The sequence below is a fragment of the Nonomuraea sp. NPDC026600 genome (assembly GCF_040638335.1).
Taxonomy (GTDB): domain Bacteria; phylum Actinomycetota; class Actinomycetes; order Streptosporangiales; family Streptosporangiaceae; genus Nonomuraea.
The window spans coordinates 64,763-79,333 of sequence record NZ_JBEZYD010000040.1 but is presented as its reverse complement, the minus strand read 5'-3'; the positions used below and the strand labels follow the sequence as shown (position 1 = coordinate 79,333).

General features: G+C 71.2%; 12 protein-coding genes. 5 read left to right on the top strand and 7 right to left on the bottom strand.

The window, feature by feature from the left end; translation table 11 throughout:
- Nucleotides 1-37: 37 nt before the first annotated feature.
- The 5 genes from opcA to tkt are packed head-to-tail and all read right to left on the bottom strand — an operon-like array spanning nt 38 to nt 7,320.
- Nucleotides 38-952: a glucose-6-phosphate dehydrogenase assembly protein OpcA gene (gene opcA, locus AB0F17_RS53455; protein WP_358040815.1), complete on the bottom strand. Its 915-nt coding sequence runs from the start codon at nt 950-952 to the stop codon at nt 38-40.
- Nucleotides 952-2,577: a glucose-6-phosphate dehydrogenase gene (zwf, locus tag AB0F17_RS53450; protein ID WP_358040812.1), complete on the bottom strand. Its 1,626-nt coding sequence runs from the start codon at nt 2,575-2,577 to the stop codon at nt 952-954. The genes opcA and zwf overlap by 1 nt, the downstream gene beginning before the upstream one ends.
- Before the next feature lies 1 nt (nt 2,578).
- Nucleotides 2,579-4,192, bottom strand: a complete 1,614-nt coding sequence (locus AB0F17_RS53445; RefSeq protein ID WP_358040809.1) for a glucose-6-phosphate isomerase — start codon at nt 4,190-4,192, stop codon at nt 2,579-2,581.
- Nucleotides 4,192-5,283, bottom strand: coding sequence for a transaldolase (gene tal / locus AB0F17_RS53440; RefSeq protein WP_358040806.1), 1,092 nt, complete (start codon nt 5,281-5,283; stop codon nt 4,192-4,194). The genes AB0F17_RS53445 and tal overlap by 1 nt, the downstream gene beginning before the upstream one ends.
- 6 nt (nt 5,284-5,289) lie before the next feature.
- Entirely contained in the window at nt 5,290-7,320 is a 2,031-nt protein-coding gene (gene tkt, locus AB0F17_RS53435) for a transketolase (protein WP_358040803.1), read from the bottom strand.
- A 331-nt stretch (nt 7,321-7,651) separates the two neighbouring features.
- Here tkt and AB0F17_RS53430 point away from each other — a divergent pair, with 331 nt between their 5' ends.
- Both AB0F17_RS53430 and AB0F17_RS53425 read left to right on the top strand, forming a co-directional pair.
- Nucleotides 7,652-8,596 (top strand): heme o synthase, encoded by a 945-nt coding sequence (locus AB0F17_RS53430; protein ID WP_358040800.1) that lies wholly within the window; start codon nt 7,652-7,654, stop codon nt 8,594-8,596.
- 99 nt (nt 8,597-8,695) lie between these two features.
- Nucleotides 8,696-9,889 (top strand): PrsW family intramembrane metalloprotease, encoded by a 1,194-nt coding sequence (locus tag AB0F17_RS53425; protein ID WP_358040797.1) that lies wholly within the window; start codon nt 8,696-8,698, stop codon nt 9,887-9,889.
- Here the strand turns inward: AB0F17_RS53425 and AB0F17_RS53420 are convergent.
- A complete protein-coding gene (locus AB0F17_RS53420) occupies nt 9,865-10,569 on the bottom strand; it encodes an ElyC/SanA/YdcF family protein (RefSeq protein ID WP_358040794.1) in 705 nt (234 codons plus the stop codon). The two genes, AB0F17_RS53425 and AB0F17_RS53420, sit on opposite strands and share 25 nt — an antisense overlap.
- Nucleotides 10,570-10,622: 53 nt before the next feature.
- Complete coding sequence (locus AB0F17_RS53415; protein ID WP_358040792.1) at nt 10,623-11,624, bottom strand: COX15/CtaA family protein; 1,002 nt, start codon at nt 11,622-11,624, stop codon at nt 10,623-10,625.
- A 97-nt stretch (nt 11,625-11,721) separates the two neighbouring features.
- Between AB0F17_RS53415 and AB0F17_RS53410 the strand changes: the two genes are divergently transcribed.
- Genes AB0F17_RS53410 through AB0F17_RS53400 form a run of 3 tightly spaced genes read left to right on the top strand, consistent with a single transcriptional unit; the run spans nt 11,722 to nt 14,560 of the window.
- Nucleotides 11,722-12,921 (top strand): FAD-dependent oxidoreductase, encoded by a 1,200-nt coding sequence (locus AB0F17_RS53410; protein WP_358040790.1) that lies wholly within the window; start codon nt 11,722-11,724, stop codon nt 12,919-12,921.
- Nucleotides 12,918-13,160, top strand: a complete 243-nt coding sequence (locus AB0F17_RS53405) for a (2Fe-2S)-binding protein (RefSeq protein WP_214636266.1) — start codon at nt 12,918-12,920, stop codon at nt 13,158-13,160. The genes AB0F17_RS53410 and AB0F17_RS53405 overlap by 4 nt, the downstream gene beginning before the upstream one ends.
- The gene (locus tag AB0F17_RS53400; protein ID WP_358040784.1) at nt 13,157-14,560 is read left to right on the top strand and encodes an NAD(P)/FAD-dependent oxidoreductase; all 1,404 of its coding nucleotides are present in this window, start codon (nt 13,157-13,159) and stop codon (nt 14,558-14,560) included. Before AB0F17_RS53405 ends, AB0F17_RS53400 begins: the two co-directional genes overlap by 4 nt.
- Nucleotides 14,561-14,571: the final 11 nt, after the last annotated feature.

Below are 14,571 nucleotides of genomic sequence, written 5' to 3'. Positions count from 1 at the left end.
CCCATGACAGGGCCCACGCCGGCCGGTGGGAGAGGGGTCAGGACTTGTGCGTGCGGGCCAGCCGCTTGACCGCCACCCCATAGATCTCGTCGGAGTCGAGCCGCCGCAGCTCCTCCGCCAGCAGCTCGGAGGTCTGCCGCCGGGACAGGGCCACGATCCGGTCCGGCTGGCCGGGCCGCGACAGCGTCGCCAGCCTGGCGTCGCTCCTGGACACCGCCAGCTCGCCGTCGGTCATCGTGAGCCGTACGGCGGTGATGCCGGGCCCGTTGGACTCGCCCACCCTGACCGGCGCGCCGAGGCGTTCCGACAGCCACGCGGCCAGCAGCGGCGCGCTCGGGTTGCCCTCGGACGCCTCGACGCAACCCTCGCGCAACTGGCCCGCGGGCTGGTCGAAGGCCGCCGCCAGCAGGCTGCGCCACGGCGTCAGCCGGGCCCAGGACAGGTCCGTGTCACCGGGGGCGTAGCCCTTGGCCCTGGTCATCAGCGCCTTCATCCCGCCGTCGCGCGCGGACCTGGCGTCGGAGATGCGCCGCTGGGCGAGCATCCCGATCGGGTCCTTGGACATCACGTCGGGCGCCAGGCTCGGCCACCACGCCACGACCGGTGTGTCGGGCAGCAGCAGCGGGCTGACCACCGAGTCGGCGTGCTCGGTCAGCTCGCCGTACAGCCTCAGCACGACCACCTCGCCCGGCGTGGACTCGCCGATGCGCAGCTCCGCGTCGAGCCGGTTGTTCTCGTCGGACTCCCGCTTGATCACCACGATGATGCGCGAGGGGTGCTCGCGGGCCGCCTCGCTGGCCGCGCGCAGCGAGTCGTACTGGTCGCGCTCCTCGCAGACCACGACCAGCGTCAGCACCATCCCTATCGCGGGCGCGCCCATCTGGTGGCGCAGGTGCGTGAACTGTGCGGAGATCTTCCCCGCCGTCGTGTCGGTGAGCATAAAGGTGGTCATCAGAGTCTCCTCCACACGCGGCCGTCGCGCGCCATCATCGCGTCGGCGGACTCCGGCCCCCACGCGCCGGACGGGTAGCCCTCGGGCTGGCCCTGCGTGGTCCAGAAGTCCTCGATCGGGTCGAGGATCTTCCACGACAGCTCGACCTCCCGCTGGTGCGGGAAGAGCGGCGGGTCGCCGATCATCACGTCGAGCAGCAGCCGCTCGTACGCCTCGGGGGACGACTCCAGGAAGGACTCGCCATAGGCGAAGTCCATCGAGACGTCGCGCACCTCCATGGCCGTGCCCGGCACCTTGGAGCCGAACCGCACGGTGATGCCCTCGTCCGGCTGCACCCTGATGACCAGCGCGTTCTGGCCGAGGATCTCGGTGTCGTCCTTGCTGAACGGCAGGTGCGGCGCCCGCTGGAACACCACGGCCACCTCGGTGACCCGGCGGCCGAGGCGCTTGCCGGCGCGCAGGTAGAACGGCACGCCCGCCCAGCGCCGGTTGGCGATCTCCAGCTTGATGGCCGCGTACGTCTCGGTGGTGGAGTCGGCGGAGATGCCGTCCTCCTGCAGGTAGCCGACCACCTTCTCGCCGCCCTGCCAGCCCGCGTCGTACTGCCCGCGCGCGGTGTTGAGCCCCAGGTCGGACGGCAGTTGCACGGCCTTGAGCACCTTCTCCTTCTCCCGGCGCAGCGCGGAGGCGTCGAAGGACGTCGGGTCCTCCATCGCCACCAGGGCGAGCAACTGGAGCAGGTGGTTCTGGATCACGTCGCGGGCCGCGCCGATGCCGTCGTAGTAGCCGGCCCGGCCGCCGATGCCGATGTCCTCGGCCATGGTGATCTGCACGTGGTCGACGTAGCTACGGTTCCAGATGGGCTCGTAGAGGTTGTTGGCGAACCTCAGGGCCAGGATGTTCTGGACGGTCTCCTTGCCCAGGTAGTGGTCGATCCTGAAGATCGAGCTCTCCGGGAAGGCCGAGTTGGTGATCTCGTTCAGCTCGTGCGCCGACTTCAGGTCGTGCCCGAACGGCTTCTCGATCACCACGCGCCGCCACGACCCGTCGGGCGCGTCGGACAGCCCGGTCCGCTTGAGCTGCTCCACCACCACGGGGAAGAACTTCGGCGGCACTGACAGGTAGAACGCATAGTTGCCGCCGGTGCCCCGGGTCTCGTCGATCTCCTTCAGCGCCATCGCCAGCGCGTCGAACGCGCCGTCGTCGGAGAACTCGCCGGGCACGAAGTGGATGCCCTCGCGCAGCTGCTTCCAGACCTCCTCGCGGAAGGGCGTCCTGGCGTGCGCCTTGACGGCGTCATGCGTCACCTGGGCGAAGTCCTGGTCCTTCCAGTCACGCCTGGCGAACCCGACCAGCGAGAAACCGGGCGGCAGCAGCCCCCGGTTGCCCAGGTCGTAGATGGCCGGCAGCAGCTTGCGCTTGGCCAGGTCTCCCGTCACGCCGAACAACACCATCACACAAGGCCCCGCCACCCGGGGCAGCCGCTTGTCACGCGGATCGCGCAGCGGATTGGCGGCCGCCACCTCGATCGTGGTGGCGGTGCCCGCGGCTGAGGTGGCTACTGTCGCCGCCGCTGTGCTGTCAAGGGCGGCGACCTCCTCCGGAGGTGCTTCGGGGTCTGTCATCTCAAGCCTCCTGTGCGGCTGCGAGCAGGTGCGCGACTCCAGCCGCGCGATCGGTCAAATGCAGGCGTACGGCCGGCCGCCCGCGCTGCAGCAGCGCCCCGAGGTCGCCGAGCGCCTGCGCGAGCTGGAGCTCACCCAGCGTGTACGGCCTGCCGGGCACCGCCACGTCGTCGGCCACGGCGCCGGTGATCAGCAGGAACACCCCGTTCTGCGGGCCGCCCTTGTGATACTGGCCGGTGGAGTGCAGGAACCGCGGCCCCCACCCGAAGGTGACCGGCCGGTCGGTGCGCAGGGCCAGCAGCGCCCGCAGCGTGGCCGGGTCGGCCGCCATCCACGCGTCGGTCATCTGCTCGAAGTCCGCGCCTTCAGGGACGAACACATCGAAGGCCGACAGCCGGTCCAGGTACGCCATCACGGCCAGGTAGCCGTCATCGGGCACCGCGTCGAGCAGCTCGGTCAGCACGCCGGACAGATCCTTGGCCCTGGTCGAGCCGTAGACCTCCACGGGCCCGTCGACCAGCACCGGCTCGCCCAGCGGCAACGCCTCCATGTCGAGCAGCGCGGCCGTGCTGGCCTTGGACTCGGCCACGTTCGGCTGGTCGAACGGGTCGATCTCCAGCAGCAGCCCGGCCACGGCCGTGGCGTACTCCCAGATGAGGAACTGCGCGCCGAGCGGCCCGTCGACGCGCACGTCGCCGTCGTCGGAGTCGATCCCGACGATCAGCTCGTCACGGACGCCGTGCGGCTCGGCGCCGACGACCGGCAGGATGCCCACGCCGTTCTTGCCCGTGGACTCGGCGACGAGCTGCTCGATCCACTCGGACAGCCCGTTGATCTCCGACAGCCGGTCGTCGATGATCAGCTTGTCGCGTCCGGCGAGCGCCGCTCCGCCGAGCGCCGCGCCCAGGTCGAGCCCGGGGTTGCCGACGTCGAGCGAGAGCAGGGGCAGGACCTCGTCGGCGTCGTCGAGCAGCCGTTTCACGTCGGCTCCGGCCAGCGCGCTCGGCACCAGGCCGAACGCCGACAGCGCCGAGTAGCGGCCGCCCACGTCGGGCGCGGCCAGCACCAGGTGGTAGCCGGCGTCCACGGCCGCCTGCTCCAGCGGCGAGCCCGGGTCGGTGACGACCACGATCCGGCCGGCCGGGTCGATGCCCGCCTCGCGGAAGAGCTCCTCGTAGACGCGCAGGTGGCTGTCGGTCTCGACCGTCGAGCCGCTCTTGCTGGCCACGACCAGGATCGTGGTGTCGAGCGGCTCCTCCAGCGCCCGTCGTACCTGGCCTGGGTCGGTGGTGTCCAGGACGGTCAGCGGCACGTCGGCGGTCGCGCAGATCACCTCGGGCGCCAGCGACGAACCGCCCATACCGGCCAGCACCACGTTGGTCAGGCCCTCGGCGCGCACCCGCTCGGCCAGCTTGCCGAGTTCGGGCAGCAGCTCGCGCGAGGTGCGAGGCAGGGTCAGCCAGCCCAGCCGGACGGCCGCCACCGCCTCCGCGTCCGCGCCCCACAGCGTGGGATCGCCGGCGGCGAGCCGCGCGGGCACGCCATCGGCGACGAGCCGCCCCGCGGCGGAGGAGGCGGCCTCGGCCACCCCCTCCTCGCGGTACGAAACGGTCATCAGGGGACCAGGTTCTTGCTGACGCTCTCGAGGAGTTCGTTCCAGGAAGCCTCGAACTTCTCCACGCCCTCGTCCTCCAGCACCTTGACCACGTCGTCGTAGTCGACGCCCGCCTCCTTGAGGGCGGCCATGGTGTTCCACGCGTCCTCGTAGAAGGGGCGCACGGTGTCGCCGGTGACGACGGCGCCGGCGGCGGTCGCGTCGAGCGTCTTCTCCGGCATCGTGTTGACCGTGCCGGGGGCGACGAGCTGGTCGACGTACATCGTGGGCGAGTAGTCGGGGTTCTTGACGCCGGTCGAGGCCCACAGCGGGCGCTGCGGGCGGGCACCGGCGGCGCGCAGCCGCTGCCAGCGCTCGGAGTTCATCACTTCCTCGAAGGCGGCGTAGGCCAGGCGCGCGTTGGCGATGCCGGCCTTGCCCTTGAGCTCCGGCTTGCCGAGCTGGTCGAGCCGCTTGTCGATCTCGCTGTCGACCCGGCTGACGAAGAACGACGCCACCGACTCGATCGTGCCCAGGTTGAGGCCCTTGGCCTGGGCGGCCTCCAGGCCGGCCAGCCAGGCGTCCATGACCGCGCGGTAGCGCTCCAGCGAGAAGATCAGCGTGACGTTGACGCTGATGCCCTCGGAGATCGCCTGCGTGATCGCGGGCAGCCCCTCGAGCGTCGCCGGGATCTTGATGAACAGGTTGGGCCGGTCGACCAGCCACCACAGCGCCCGCGCCTCGGCCACGGTCTTCTCGCTCTCGCGGGCCAGCCGAGGGTCGACCTCCAGCGAGACGCGCCCGTCGACGCCGGCGGTGGCGTCGTAGACCGGGCGCAGCACGTCGGCGGCCCAGCGGATGTCATAGGCGGTGATGGCGCGCACGGCCTCGCCGATCTCGACGCCGCGTACGGCCAGGTCGTGCAGCTGGGCGTCGTAGGCGTCGCCCTTGCTGAGCGCGCCGGCGAAGATGGTCGGGTTGGAGGTGACGCCCACCACGTTCTTCTCGCGGATCAGCTGCTCCAGGTTGCCCGTGCGCAGCCGCTCCCGGCTGATGTCGTCCAGCCAGATCGACACGCCCTGGCCGGAGAGCTTGTTGAGGATCTCACTCATTTTCGTTCAGTTTCCCGTCGTCTCGCCCTTGTCGTGACCCAGCTTGGCGAGGCTCGCCTTGGCCGCCGCGGCCACGCGCTCCGCCGTCAGCCCGAATTGCTCGTATAGCGTCTTATACGGTGCCGACGCGCCGAAGTGTTCAAGGCTGACGACCTCACCCTTCTCGCCGACGAACTCTCGCCAGCCAAGGGCGATTCCCGCCTCGACCGCGACCCGGGCCTTGATCGCTGACGGCAGAACGGTCTGCCGATACGCAATGTCCTGCCCGTTGAACCACTCGACACACGGCATCGACACGACCCGCGTCGGGATGCCCTGGGCTTCGAGCAGCTCGCGGCCGTTCACGGCCAGCTCCAGCTCGCTGCCCGTGGCGATGAGGATCACCTGGGGCTGCCCGTCGGACGCCTCGTGCAGGATGTAGCCGCCCTTGGCCACGCCCTGGGCGCTGGTGCCCTCGAAGACCGGCAGGTTCTGCCGGGTCAGGGCGAGCGCCGCAGGCCGGTCGAAGTGCTGGAGCACGGTCTGCCAGGCGTAGGCCGTCTCGTTGGCGTCGCCGGGGCGCACCACGTCGAGGCCGGGGATCGCGCGCAGCGCCCACAGGTGCTCGACCGGCTGGTGGGTCGGGCCGTCCTCGCCCAGTCCGATGGAGTCGTGCGTCCACACGTAGGTGACCGGCAGCTTCATCAGCGCCGCCAGGCGCACCGAGGGGCGCATGTAGTCGGAGAAGACCAGGAACGTGCCGCCGTACGGCCGGGTGCCGCCGTGCAGGGCGATGCCGTTGAGAATGGCGCCCATGCCGTGCTCACGGATGCCGAAGTGCAGCGTGCGGCCGTAGCGGTTACCGGGGAAGTCCTTGGTCTGGTATTCCTCGGGGATGAAGGACGGCTCGCCCTTCATCGTGGTGTTGTTGGACTCGGCCAGGTCGGCCGAGCCGCCCCACAGCTCGGGCAGCACCGGCGCGAGCGAGTTGAGCACCTCGCCGGACGCCTTGCGGGTGGCCATCGAGCCGCCCTTCTCGAACTGGGGCAGCGCCTCGGTCCAGCCGGCGGGCAGCTCGTGGCGGGAGATCCGGTCCAGCTCGGCGGCGCGCTCGGGGTTGGCCGCGCGCCAGGCTTCGTAGCCCTTCTGCCAGGCGGCGTGCGCCTCGTGGCCCCTGTGCGCCACGGCGCGCGCGTGCTCCAGCACCTCGGCGGGCACGTCGAAGTTCTTGTCGGGGTTCATGCCGAGGACCCGCTTGGTGGCGGCGACCTCGTCCTCGCCGAGGGCGGAGCCGTGGATCTTGCCGGTGTTCTGCTTGTTCGGGGCGGGCCAGCCGATGATCGTGCGCAGGCGGATGAACGACGGCCGGTCGGTCTCGGCGCGCGCCGACTCCAGCGCCGCGTGCAGCGCCTGGACGTCCTCGACGTAGTCGCCGGTCTCGGTCCAGTCGACGCTGAGCGTGTGCCAGCCGTAGGCCTCGTAGCGCTTGACCACGTCCTCGGACTTCGCGATCAGCGTGTCGTCCTCGATGGAGATGTGGTTGTCGTCGTAGATGACGATGAGGTTGCCCAGCTTCTGGTGGCCGGCGATCGCGCTGACCTCGTGGCTGATGCCCTCTTCGATGTCACCGTCGCTGACCATGCACCAGATGTGGTGGTCGAACGGCGAGGTGCCCACCTCGGCGTCGGGGTCGAACAGACCGCGCTCGCGACGGGCCGCCATGGCCATGCCGACGGCGTTGCCCAGGCCCTGGCCGAGCGGGCCCGTGGTGGTCTCCACACCGGCCGTGTGCCCGTGCTCGGGGTGGCCGGGGGTCAGGCTGTCCCACTGGCGCAGCCGTGTCAGGTCCTCCAGGTCGAGCCCGTATCCGGACAGGAACAGCTGGATGTACAGGGTCAGGCTGGAGTGCCCGCACGACAGGACGAAACGGTCACGCCCGAGCCACGAGGGGTCCGTGGGGTCGTGGCGCATCGCGTGCTGGAACAGCAGGTACGCGGCGGGAGCCAGGCTCATGGCGGTGCCCGGGTGACCCGAACCCGCCTTTTCGACTGCGTCCATGGCCAGGGCTCGAACGACGTCGACCGCTTGCTTGTCTAGGTCGGTCCATTCGAGGGCTGGCACGAGTTCGGTGCTCAAGTGCTCGGTCTCCGGAATCTAGTTGTCTTGTGGTGGTACCGGTTGGCATATCCCGCCCACACCGGACCCTAACTGAGTGGAGTCGGCGATCGATTCCCTTCCCACCCCGTGCGTGTCCCCCCATTGGCCGGACCGGACGACCCTGCTACTACAGTTTGGTTGTTCTCGTTGTCACAGGGACGCCTGGCGTCCGTCCATGAGATTCCGCTCCAATCAGAGGTTACGCGTTGACTCCGCACGTGCTGGAAGCGCCTTGACGGTGCTGACGAACAGGCAGACGACGGCCCCCGCTCCCGCGGCCGAGCCGCCAAGGACGATCGGCATGCTCGTCAAGGCCTACATCGCTCTCACCAAGCCGCGGATCATCGAGCTCCTGCTGATCACGACGCTCCCTGTGATGTTCCTCGCGGCGGGCGGGCTGCCGCCGCTGTGGACGTCGGTGGCGGTCATGGTGTTCGGCACCCTGTCCGCGGGCAGCGCCAACGCGCTCAACTGCTACGTGGACCGCGACATCGACCAGAAGATGCGCCGCACCAGGCGGCGCCCGCTGGCCAGGCACCAGGTCTCGCCGACCGGCGCGCTCATCTTCGGCATCGTGCTCGGCGTGCTGTCCTTGGTCGGTCTCTGGCTGACCACCAACTGGCTGGCCGCCATGCTCTCCACCGGCGCCATCCTGTTCTACGTCATCGTCTACTCGATGATCCTCAAGCGGCGCACCGCCCAGAACATCGTCTGGGGCGGCATCGCGGGCTGCATGCCGGTGCTGATCGGCTGGGCGGGCATCACCGGGCGGCTCGACTGGGCGCCGCTGGTGCTGTTCGGGGTGGTGTTCTTCTGGACGCCGCCGCACACCTGGACGCTGGCCATGCGTTACAAGGAGGACTACGCGGCGGCCGAGGTGCCGATGCTGCCGGTGGTGGCCACCGAGCGCCGGGTGATCCTGGAGTCGATCGCCTACACCTGGGCCACCGTGCTCTGCTCGCTGGCCTTGTGGCCGGTGGCGGGCACCACGCTGTTCTACCCGATCGCGGCCGGCGTCCTGGGCGTCATGTGCCTGTGGGAGGTGCACCGCCTGCTGGCCCGGCTCAACTCCGGCAAGACCGGTGTCGACCTGCGGCCGATGCGCTTCTTCCACTGGTCCAACGCCTATCTGGCGCTGCTCTTCCTCGCCGTGGCCATCGACCCGCTGCTGAGCTGAGCTCGCCGGCGTGAAGGACCGCGCACAGCATGGTGCGGACCCGTACGGGCCACGTCACCTGGGCGGGACAGCGTCTTTTTGATCCGTTACAGTCACCGTATGGCGTCCCGTGATCCACGCTGGGTGTTGAAGGACCGCCCGTCGTTCGCGTTGATCATCGGGCTGATCGTGACCGGCCTGTGCGCGCTCGTCTCCTTCGTCTTCGACGTGCTCAACGGCGCGCCCGTGCAGTTCTTCATCTCCCTCGGCCTCGCGCTGGCGCCGGTGCCGCTGCTGCTGGCCGCCGTGCTCGCGCTCGACCGCATGGAGCCGGAGCCGCGCAGCAACCTCATCTTCGCCTTCGCCTGGGGGGCGGGGGTGGCGGTGCTGGTCGCGGGCGTGATCAACTCGCTCAACCTGCACTACATCATCGACACCGCCAACCTGAGCGCGGCCAACGCGCGCAACGTCGCCGCCACGTTCGGCGCGCCGGTGGTCGAGGAGTCGATGAAGGGGCTGGTGCTGCTCGGGCTGCTCAGGTTCCGCCGGGCCGAGCTCGACGGGCCGACCGACGGCGTCATCTACGCCAGCATGGTCGGGCTCGGCTTCGCGATGAGCGAGAACGTCAGCTACTACGTCGCCGCGCTCAACTCCGACCAGGGCGGCATGGGGCTGGCCGTCACCGTGGTGCTGCGCGGTGTGCTGTCGCCGTTCGCGCATCCGCTCTTCACCTCGATGATCGGCGTCGCGGTCGCCTACGCCGCCCAGCGCAACGGGTCCGACCGGGTCTTCATCATCATGGCCGGCTGGGTCGGCGCGATGCTCCTGCACGGCCTCTGGAACGGTCTCACCTCCTACGGCGGCTTCCCCGGCCTGGTCATCGCCTACCTGGTGCTGCTGATCGTGCTGGTGGTGCTCATCGCGCTGGTGCTCAGGGACCGGCGGCGCATCGTCGCCCTGATCCAGCGCTACCTGCCGCCGTACGAGCCGACCAAGCTGGTCAACCGGGCCGACATCTACATGCTGTCCGCCCTGTCGCGGCGCCGGCAGGCCAGGCAGTGGGCCAAGGTCTACGGCGGCAAGCGGGGGCTGCGCGCGATGCGCGACTACCAGCTCGCGGCGACCGAGCTGGGCCTGCTGCACGAGCGGGCCGCCAAGCGGATGGTCGACGAGCAGACCTTCCACGAGGAGCAGCGCGCCCTGCTCGAATGCATGAGCACCGCCAGGGCCGGTTTCCCGATGACGCCCGCCCACTTCAGGGCCGCGGCGCGGGGCACCCCGCCTCCGGGCTACGCGCCCGGCGCCCCCGGCTGAGCCAGGATCGCGCGCAGCGAGGTCTCGCGCGGACCGGGATAGACCGGGGCGGAGTGCAGCACCAGCGCGTCGGCGAACGCCTTGCCGGTGGCGAACAGCTCACGGGTGGCCGAGGCGTAGGTGGTCACGGCCCATTGCTTGGCGGAGTCGTCGCCCACGCCGAAGGTCGTCAGGCCCGCCGTACGGCAGAGCGTGACCGCTCTCGGCAGGTGGAACATCTGCGTGACCACGGTCAGCCGCTCGGCGCCGAAGACCTGGCGGGCCCGCACGCACGAGTCCCAGGTGTCGAACCCGGCGTAGTCGAGCACCATCACCGCGTCGGGCACGCCCCTGGCCCGCAGGTAGTCGCGCATGGCCGTGGGCTCGTCGTACTCCTTGCGGCTGTTGTCGCCCGACAGCAGCAGCGCCTTGACCTTGCCCGCTCGATAGAGCTCGGCCGCGATGTCGAGGCGCCGGGCCAGGAAGGGGGAGGGGTGGCCGCTGAACAGGCCCGCGCCCAGCACGAGCGCCACCTGCGAGGCGGGCACCCGGGCCAGCCAGCCGCCGGTGTCGGCCACCACGCGGCTCTCCGAGCTGTCGAGCCACGCCCACGTCATCGGCGCCAGGGCGAGCACGCTGAGCAGCACCAGCCCTTGGTACAGCCGGCGCAGGGTCTTCTGAGCGGGGCGGGCTAAAGCCACTCGAGGACCTCACAGGTAGGGGGACATAGTCCCTCATACCTTGGCACAGCGGCTCAGACGCTGGCCGGTGTTTCCGCGGGGGAGGGGACGGCCGGGGTCGTCAACGGGTCGCGGGTGCGCAGCGAGGTGACCACTCTGAGCGTGGCGATCCAGACCAGGGTCGAGCCGAGCACGTGCACGCCGACCAGGAAGGCGGGCACCGCCAGGAAGTACTGGGTGTAGCCGATCACGCCCTGGGCGAGCTCCACCACGACCAGCGCCAGCGCGGCCCGGCGGGCCGGTCCGGGCGCGTCGGTCACGCTCAGCGCGAACATCAGCGCGAACGACAGCCCGACCACGAGGTAGGCGATGTCGGCGTGCAGCCGCACCACGCTCTCGATGTCGAGGTCGAAGCGGGAGGCCAGCGCGTCGCCGGAATGCGGACCCGTGCCGGTCACCAGCACCCCGGCCAGCAGCAGCACGGCCACGGCCGCGACCAGCACGTAGCCGAGACGCAGGATGTCGCGGTGCGTCACCCGGCGGACCGGCCCGTCGCCTTCACCCGAGCGCGCGTAGAGCGCCCAGCAGGCGGCGATCAACGCGATGGAGACCAGGAAGTGCACGCTGACCGTGAACGGGTTGAGCAGACTCCTGACCACCAGCCCGCCCCACAGCGCCTGGAAGACGATGCCCGCGGGCTGCAGCAGGGCCAGCCAGAGCAGCGGACGGCGCCGCGGGGCCAGCCGCAGCGCCGACACCACACAGGCGAACCCCACCGCCAGCACCAGGAACGTCAGCAGCCGGTTGCCGAACTCGACGGCCATGGTGACAGGCGAGATCTCCGGATGCGCGATCGGCACGAAGCTGTCGGGCGTGCACCTGGGCCAGGTCGGGCAGCCCAGCCCCGAGCCGGTGACCCGCACGGCCGCGCCCGTCACCGTGATGCCCGCGTTGACCACCACGGAGGCCAGTGCCCAGCCGCGCATCGACTCGGCGGTCGGCGCCCAGAAGGAGAACAGGCGCCGGACCAGAGCGTTGGGGTGGTCCGTGGGTAGTTTCACGTCGGCGAGCTTCACGTCATCGATGGTAAGGGCCTGGTCGTCCGGTCTTCCCACCGGGAACGTGCTTCTCAACCGGCATGGGTATGTGACATATTACAGAGGGGGAGGTGAAATGTCCGATGTGATTGTCGTCGGCGCCGGAGTGGTGGGCGCCGCGTGCGCTTATTACGCCGCCCGGGCCGGACTGGACGTGACCGTGGTGGACCGCGGCCCGGTGGCGGGCGGCACGACGGGCGCGGGCGAGGGCAACGTGCTGGTCTCGGACAAGGAGCCGGGCCCGGAGCTGGACCTGGCGCTGCTGTCCAACCGCCTCTGGGGAGAGCTGGCCGCGCTGGGCGGGTTCGAGTACGAACCCAAGGGCGGACTGGTCGTCGCCGAGACGGACGAGGTCCAGAGGCAGCTCGTCGAGCTGGCGGCGAAGCAGGGCGTCGAGTACGCCGTCGTGCCCGCCGATGGCCTGCGCGGCTACGAGCCGCACCTGGCCGAGGGGCTCGCGGGCGGCGTGTACTACCCGCAGGACGCCCAGGTGCAGCCCATGCTGGCGGCCGCGCACCTGCTCAGGCACGGCACGGAGAGCTACGGGCACGGGACGCTGCACCTGCGCACCGGTGTCACCGTGACCGGATTCACGCGGTCCGGCGACCGGGTGACGGGCGTACGCACCGACCGGGGCGACATCCTCGGCGGCGCGGTGATCAACGCGGCCGGCACGTGGGGCGGCGAGATCGCCCGGCTCGCGGGCGTGGACCTGCCGGTCCTGCCCAGGCGCGGTTTCATCCTGGTCACCGAGCCGCTGCGCGAGCCGCTGATCCGGCACAAGGTCTACACCGCCGCCTACGTCACCAACGTGGCCAGCGACTCGGCCGATCTGGAGACCTCGGCCGTCGTCGAGGGCACCCCGGCGGGGACCGTGCTCATCGGGGCGAGCAGGGAGCGGGTCGGGTTCGACCGGACGACCTCGCCCCGGGTGCTGGCCCGGCTGGCGGCCCAGGCCGTCGCGCTGTTCCCGGTGCTTCGGGAGGTGCGGGTGATCAGGTCGTACTGCGGTTTCCGGCCGTACTGTCCCGACCACCTGCCGGTGATCGGCGCGGACCCGCGGGCGCCCGGGCTGTATCACGCGTGCGGGCACGAAGGGGCCGGGATCGGCCTCGCGCCCGCGACCGGGCTCGTGCTGTCCCAGTTGCTGACCGGCGCCCGCCCCGAACTGGACCCGCGTCCCTTCCGCCCGGACCGCTTCTCACCCGGGACTTCGGCAGAGCCCTCACCTGGGTCGTCGTCTGAGTCCTCCCGTGCGACCGAGGAGTCCGCGTGACCTTCCAGATCACGATCGACGGCCGGGCCGTGCCGGTCGAGCCGGGGCAGACGATCGGCGCGGCCCTGCACGCCGCCGGGGTACGCGCGTGGCGCACCACCCGCTTCGGCGGCCGGCCGCGCGGGCTGTTCTGCGGCATCGGCGTCTGCTTCGACTGCCTGATCACGGTGAACGGCCGCCCCCCAGAACGCGCCTGCCTGCTGGAGGCCCGGCCCGGAGACGAGGTGACGACCTCGTGAGCACGCCCGACGACCGCATGAACGAGAGCGACGACCGCCTGAGGGCGACCGACGACCGCGTCCGCGACGACCGCCTGAGCGCGGCCTGCGATCTTGTCGTGGTCGGTGGCGGGCCCGCCGGGGTGGCGGGGGCTCTGGCGGCGGCGCTGCGCGGCCTGAACGTGGTTCTCATCGACTCGGGAGCCCGCCTCGGCGGCCAGTACTTCCGCCACCAGGCCGGTGCGGCGCACGCCGCCACCCCGGGTCTGGAGCGGTTCCTGCGGCAGGCCCGCGCGCTGGGCGAGCGGGCCGAGGTGCTGCTCGGACACCAGGTGTGGACCGTGACGCGGGACGGCGACCGGCTGACCGTCCACTGCCAGACCCCGGACGGTCGCCCGGTGATGATCTACTGCCGCGACCTCCTGATCGCCACCGGAGCGCACGACCGGCCGCTGCCGTTCCCCGGCTGGGACCTGCCCGGCGTCCTGACGGCGGGCGGCGCCCAGGCGCTGCTCAAGGGCAACGGCGTCGTCGCGGGCGGCCGGGTGGTCGTCGGCGGCACCGGGCCGTTCCTGCTGCCCGTGGCCACCGGCCTGGCCGGGGCGGGGGCCGAGGTGCTGGGCGTGTTCGAGGCCAACGGCGGCCTGGCACTGGCCCGGCACCCGCTGCTGGCCCTGGGCAAGGCGGGGGAGGCGGTGGGCTACGGGCTGGCGATGGCCAGGCACCGCGTGCCGTACCGGACGCACCAGGCGGTGATCGCCGCGCACGGCGAGCGCGAGCTGGAGGCCGTCACCGTGGCGCGGCTCGACGGCGACTGGAACGTGCTCTCCACCAGGGAACTGGCCTGCGACACGCTGGCCGTCGGCTACGGCTTCGTCCCCCAGATCGAGCTCGGCGTCGAGCTGGGCTGCGAGACCCGCCAGGACGCGGACGGCATGCCCGTACTCACGGTGGACGGCCGTCAGCGCACCACGGTGGACGGCGTCTGGGCGGCGGGCGAGCCGACCGGCGTGGGCGGCAGGCACCTGGCCGAGCTGGAGGGCCGCATCGCGGGCCTGGCCGTCGCCGGAGCGCCGGTCCCCGGCGTGCTGGCCAGGCGGCGTCGGCGGATGCGCGCGTTCGGGGAGGCGCTGCACCACGCCTATCCGGTCAAGCAGGGCTGGCAGAGCTGGCTGCGCGACGACACGCTGGTGTGCCGGTGCGAGGAGGTGCCGGTCGCCCGCGTACGCGCGGCGCTGGCACTCGGCGCCACCGACGCGCGCTCCGTCAAGCTGCTGGCCAGGCCCGGCATGGGCTGGTGCCAGGGCCGTGTCTGCGGCTACGCGGTCGCCTGCCTGGCCGGGGAGCCGCCCCGCCCCCCTCGCCGCCCCATCGCGCAACCCCTCTCACTCGGCGCTCTCGCCGAGCTCGACACCCACTGATTTTGGAGGAA

Coding starts and splice junctions, on each gene's coding strand:
- opcA (WP_358040815.1), bottom strand. CDS start 952: ATGACCACCTTTATGCTCACCGACACGACGGCGGGGAAGATCTCCGCA.
- zwf (WP_358040812.1), bottom strand. CDS start 2,577: ATGACAGACCCCGAAGCACCTCCGGAGGAGGTCGCCGCCCTTGACAGC.
- AB0F17_RS53445 (WP_358040809.1), bottom strand. CDS start 4,192: ATGACCGTTTCGTACCGCGAGGAGGGGGTGGCCGAGGCCGCCTCCTCC.
- tal (WP_358040806.1), bottom strand. CDS start 5,283: ATGAGTGAGATCCTCAACAAGCTCTCCGGCCAGGGCGTGTCGATCTGG.
- tkt (WP_358040803.1), bottom strand. CDS start 7,320: ATGGACGCAGTCGAAAAGGCGGGTTCGGGTCACCCGGGCACCGCCATG.
- AB0F17_RS53425 (WP_358040797.1), top strand. CDS start 8,696: ATGGCGTCCCGTGATCCACGCTGGGTGTTGAAGGACCGCCCGTCGTTC.
- AB0F17_RS53410 (WP_358040790.1), top strand. CDS start 11,722: ATGTCCGATGTGATTGTCGTCGGCGCCGGAGTGGTGGGCGCCGCGTGC.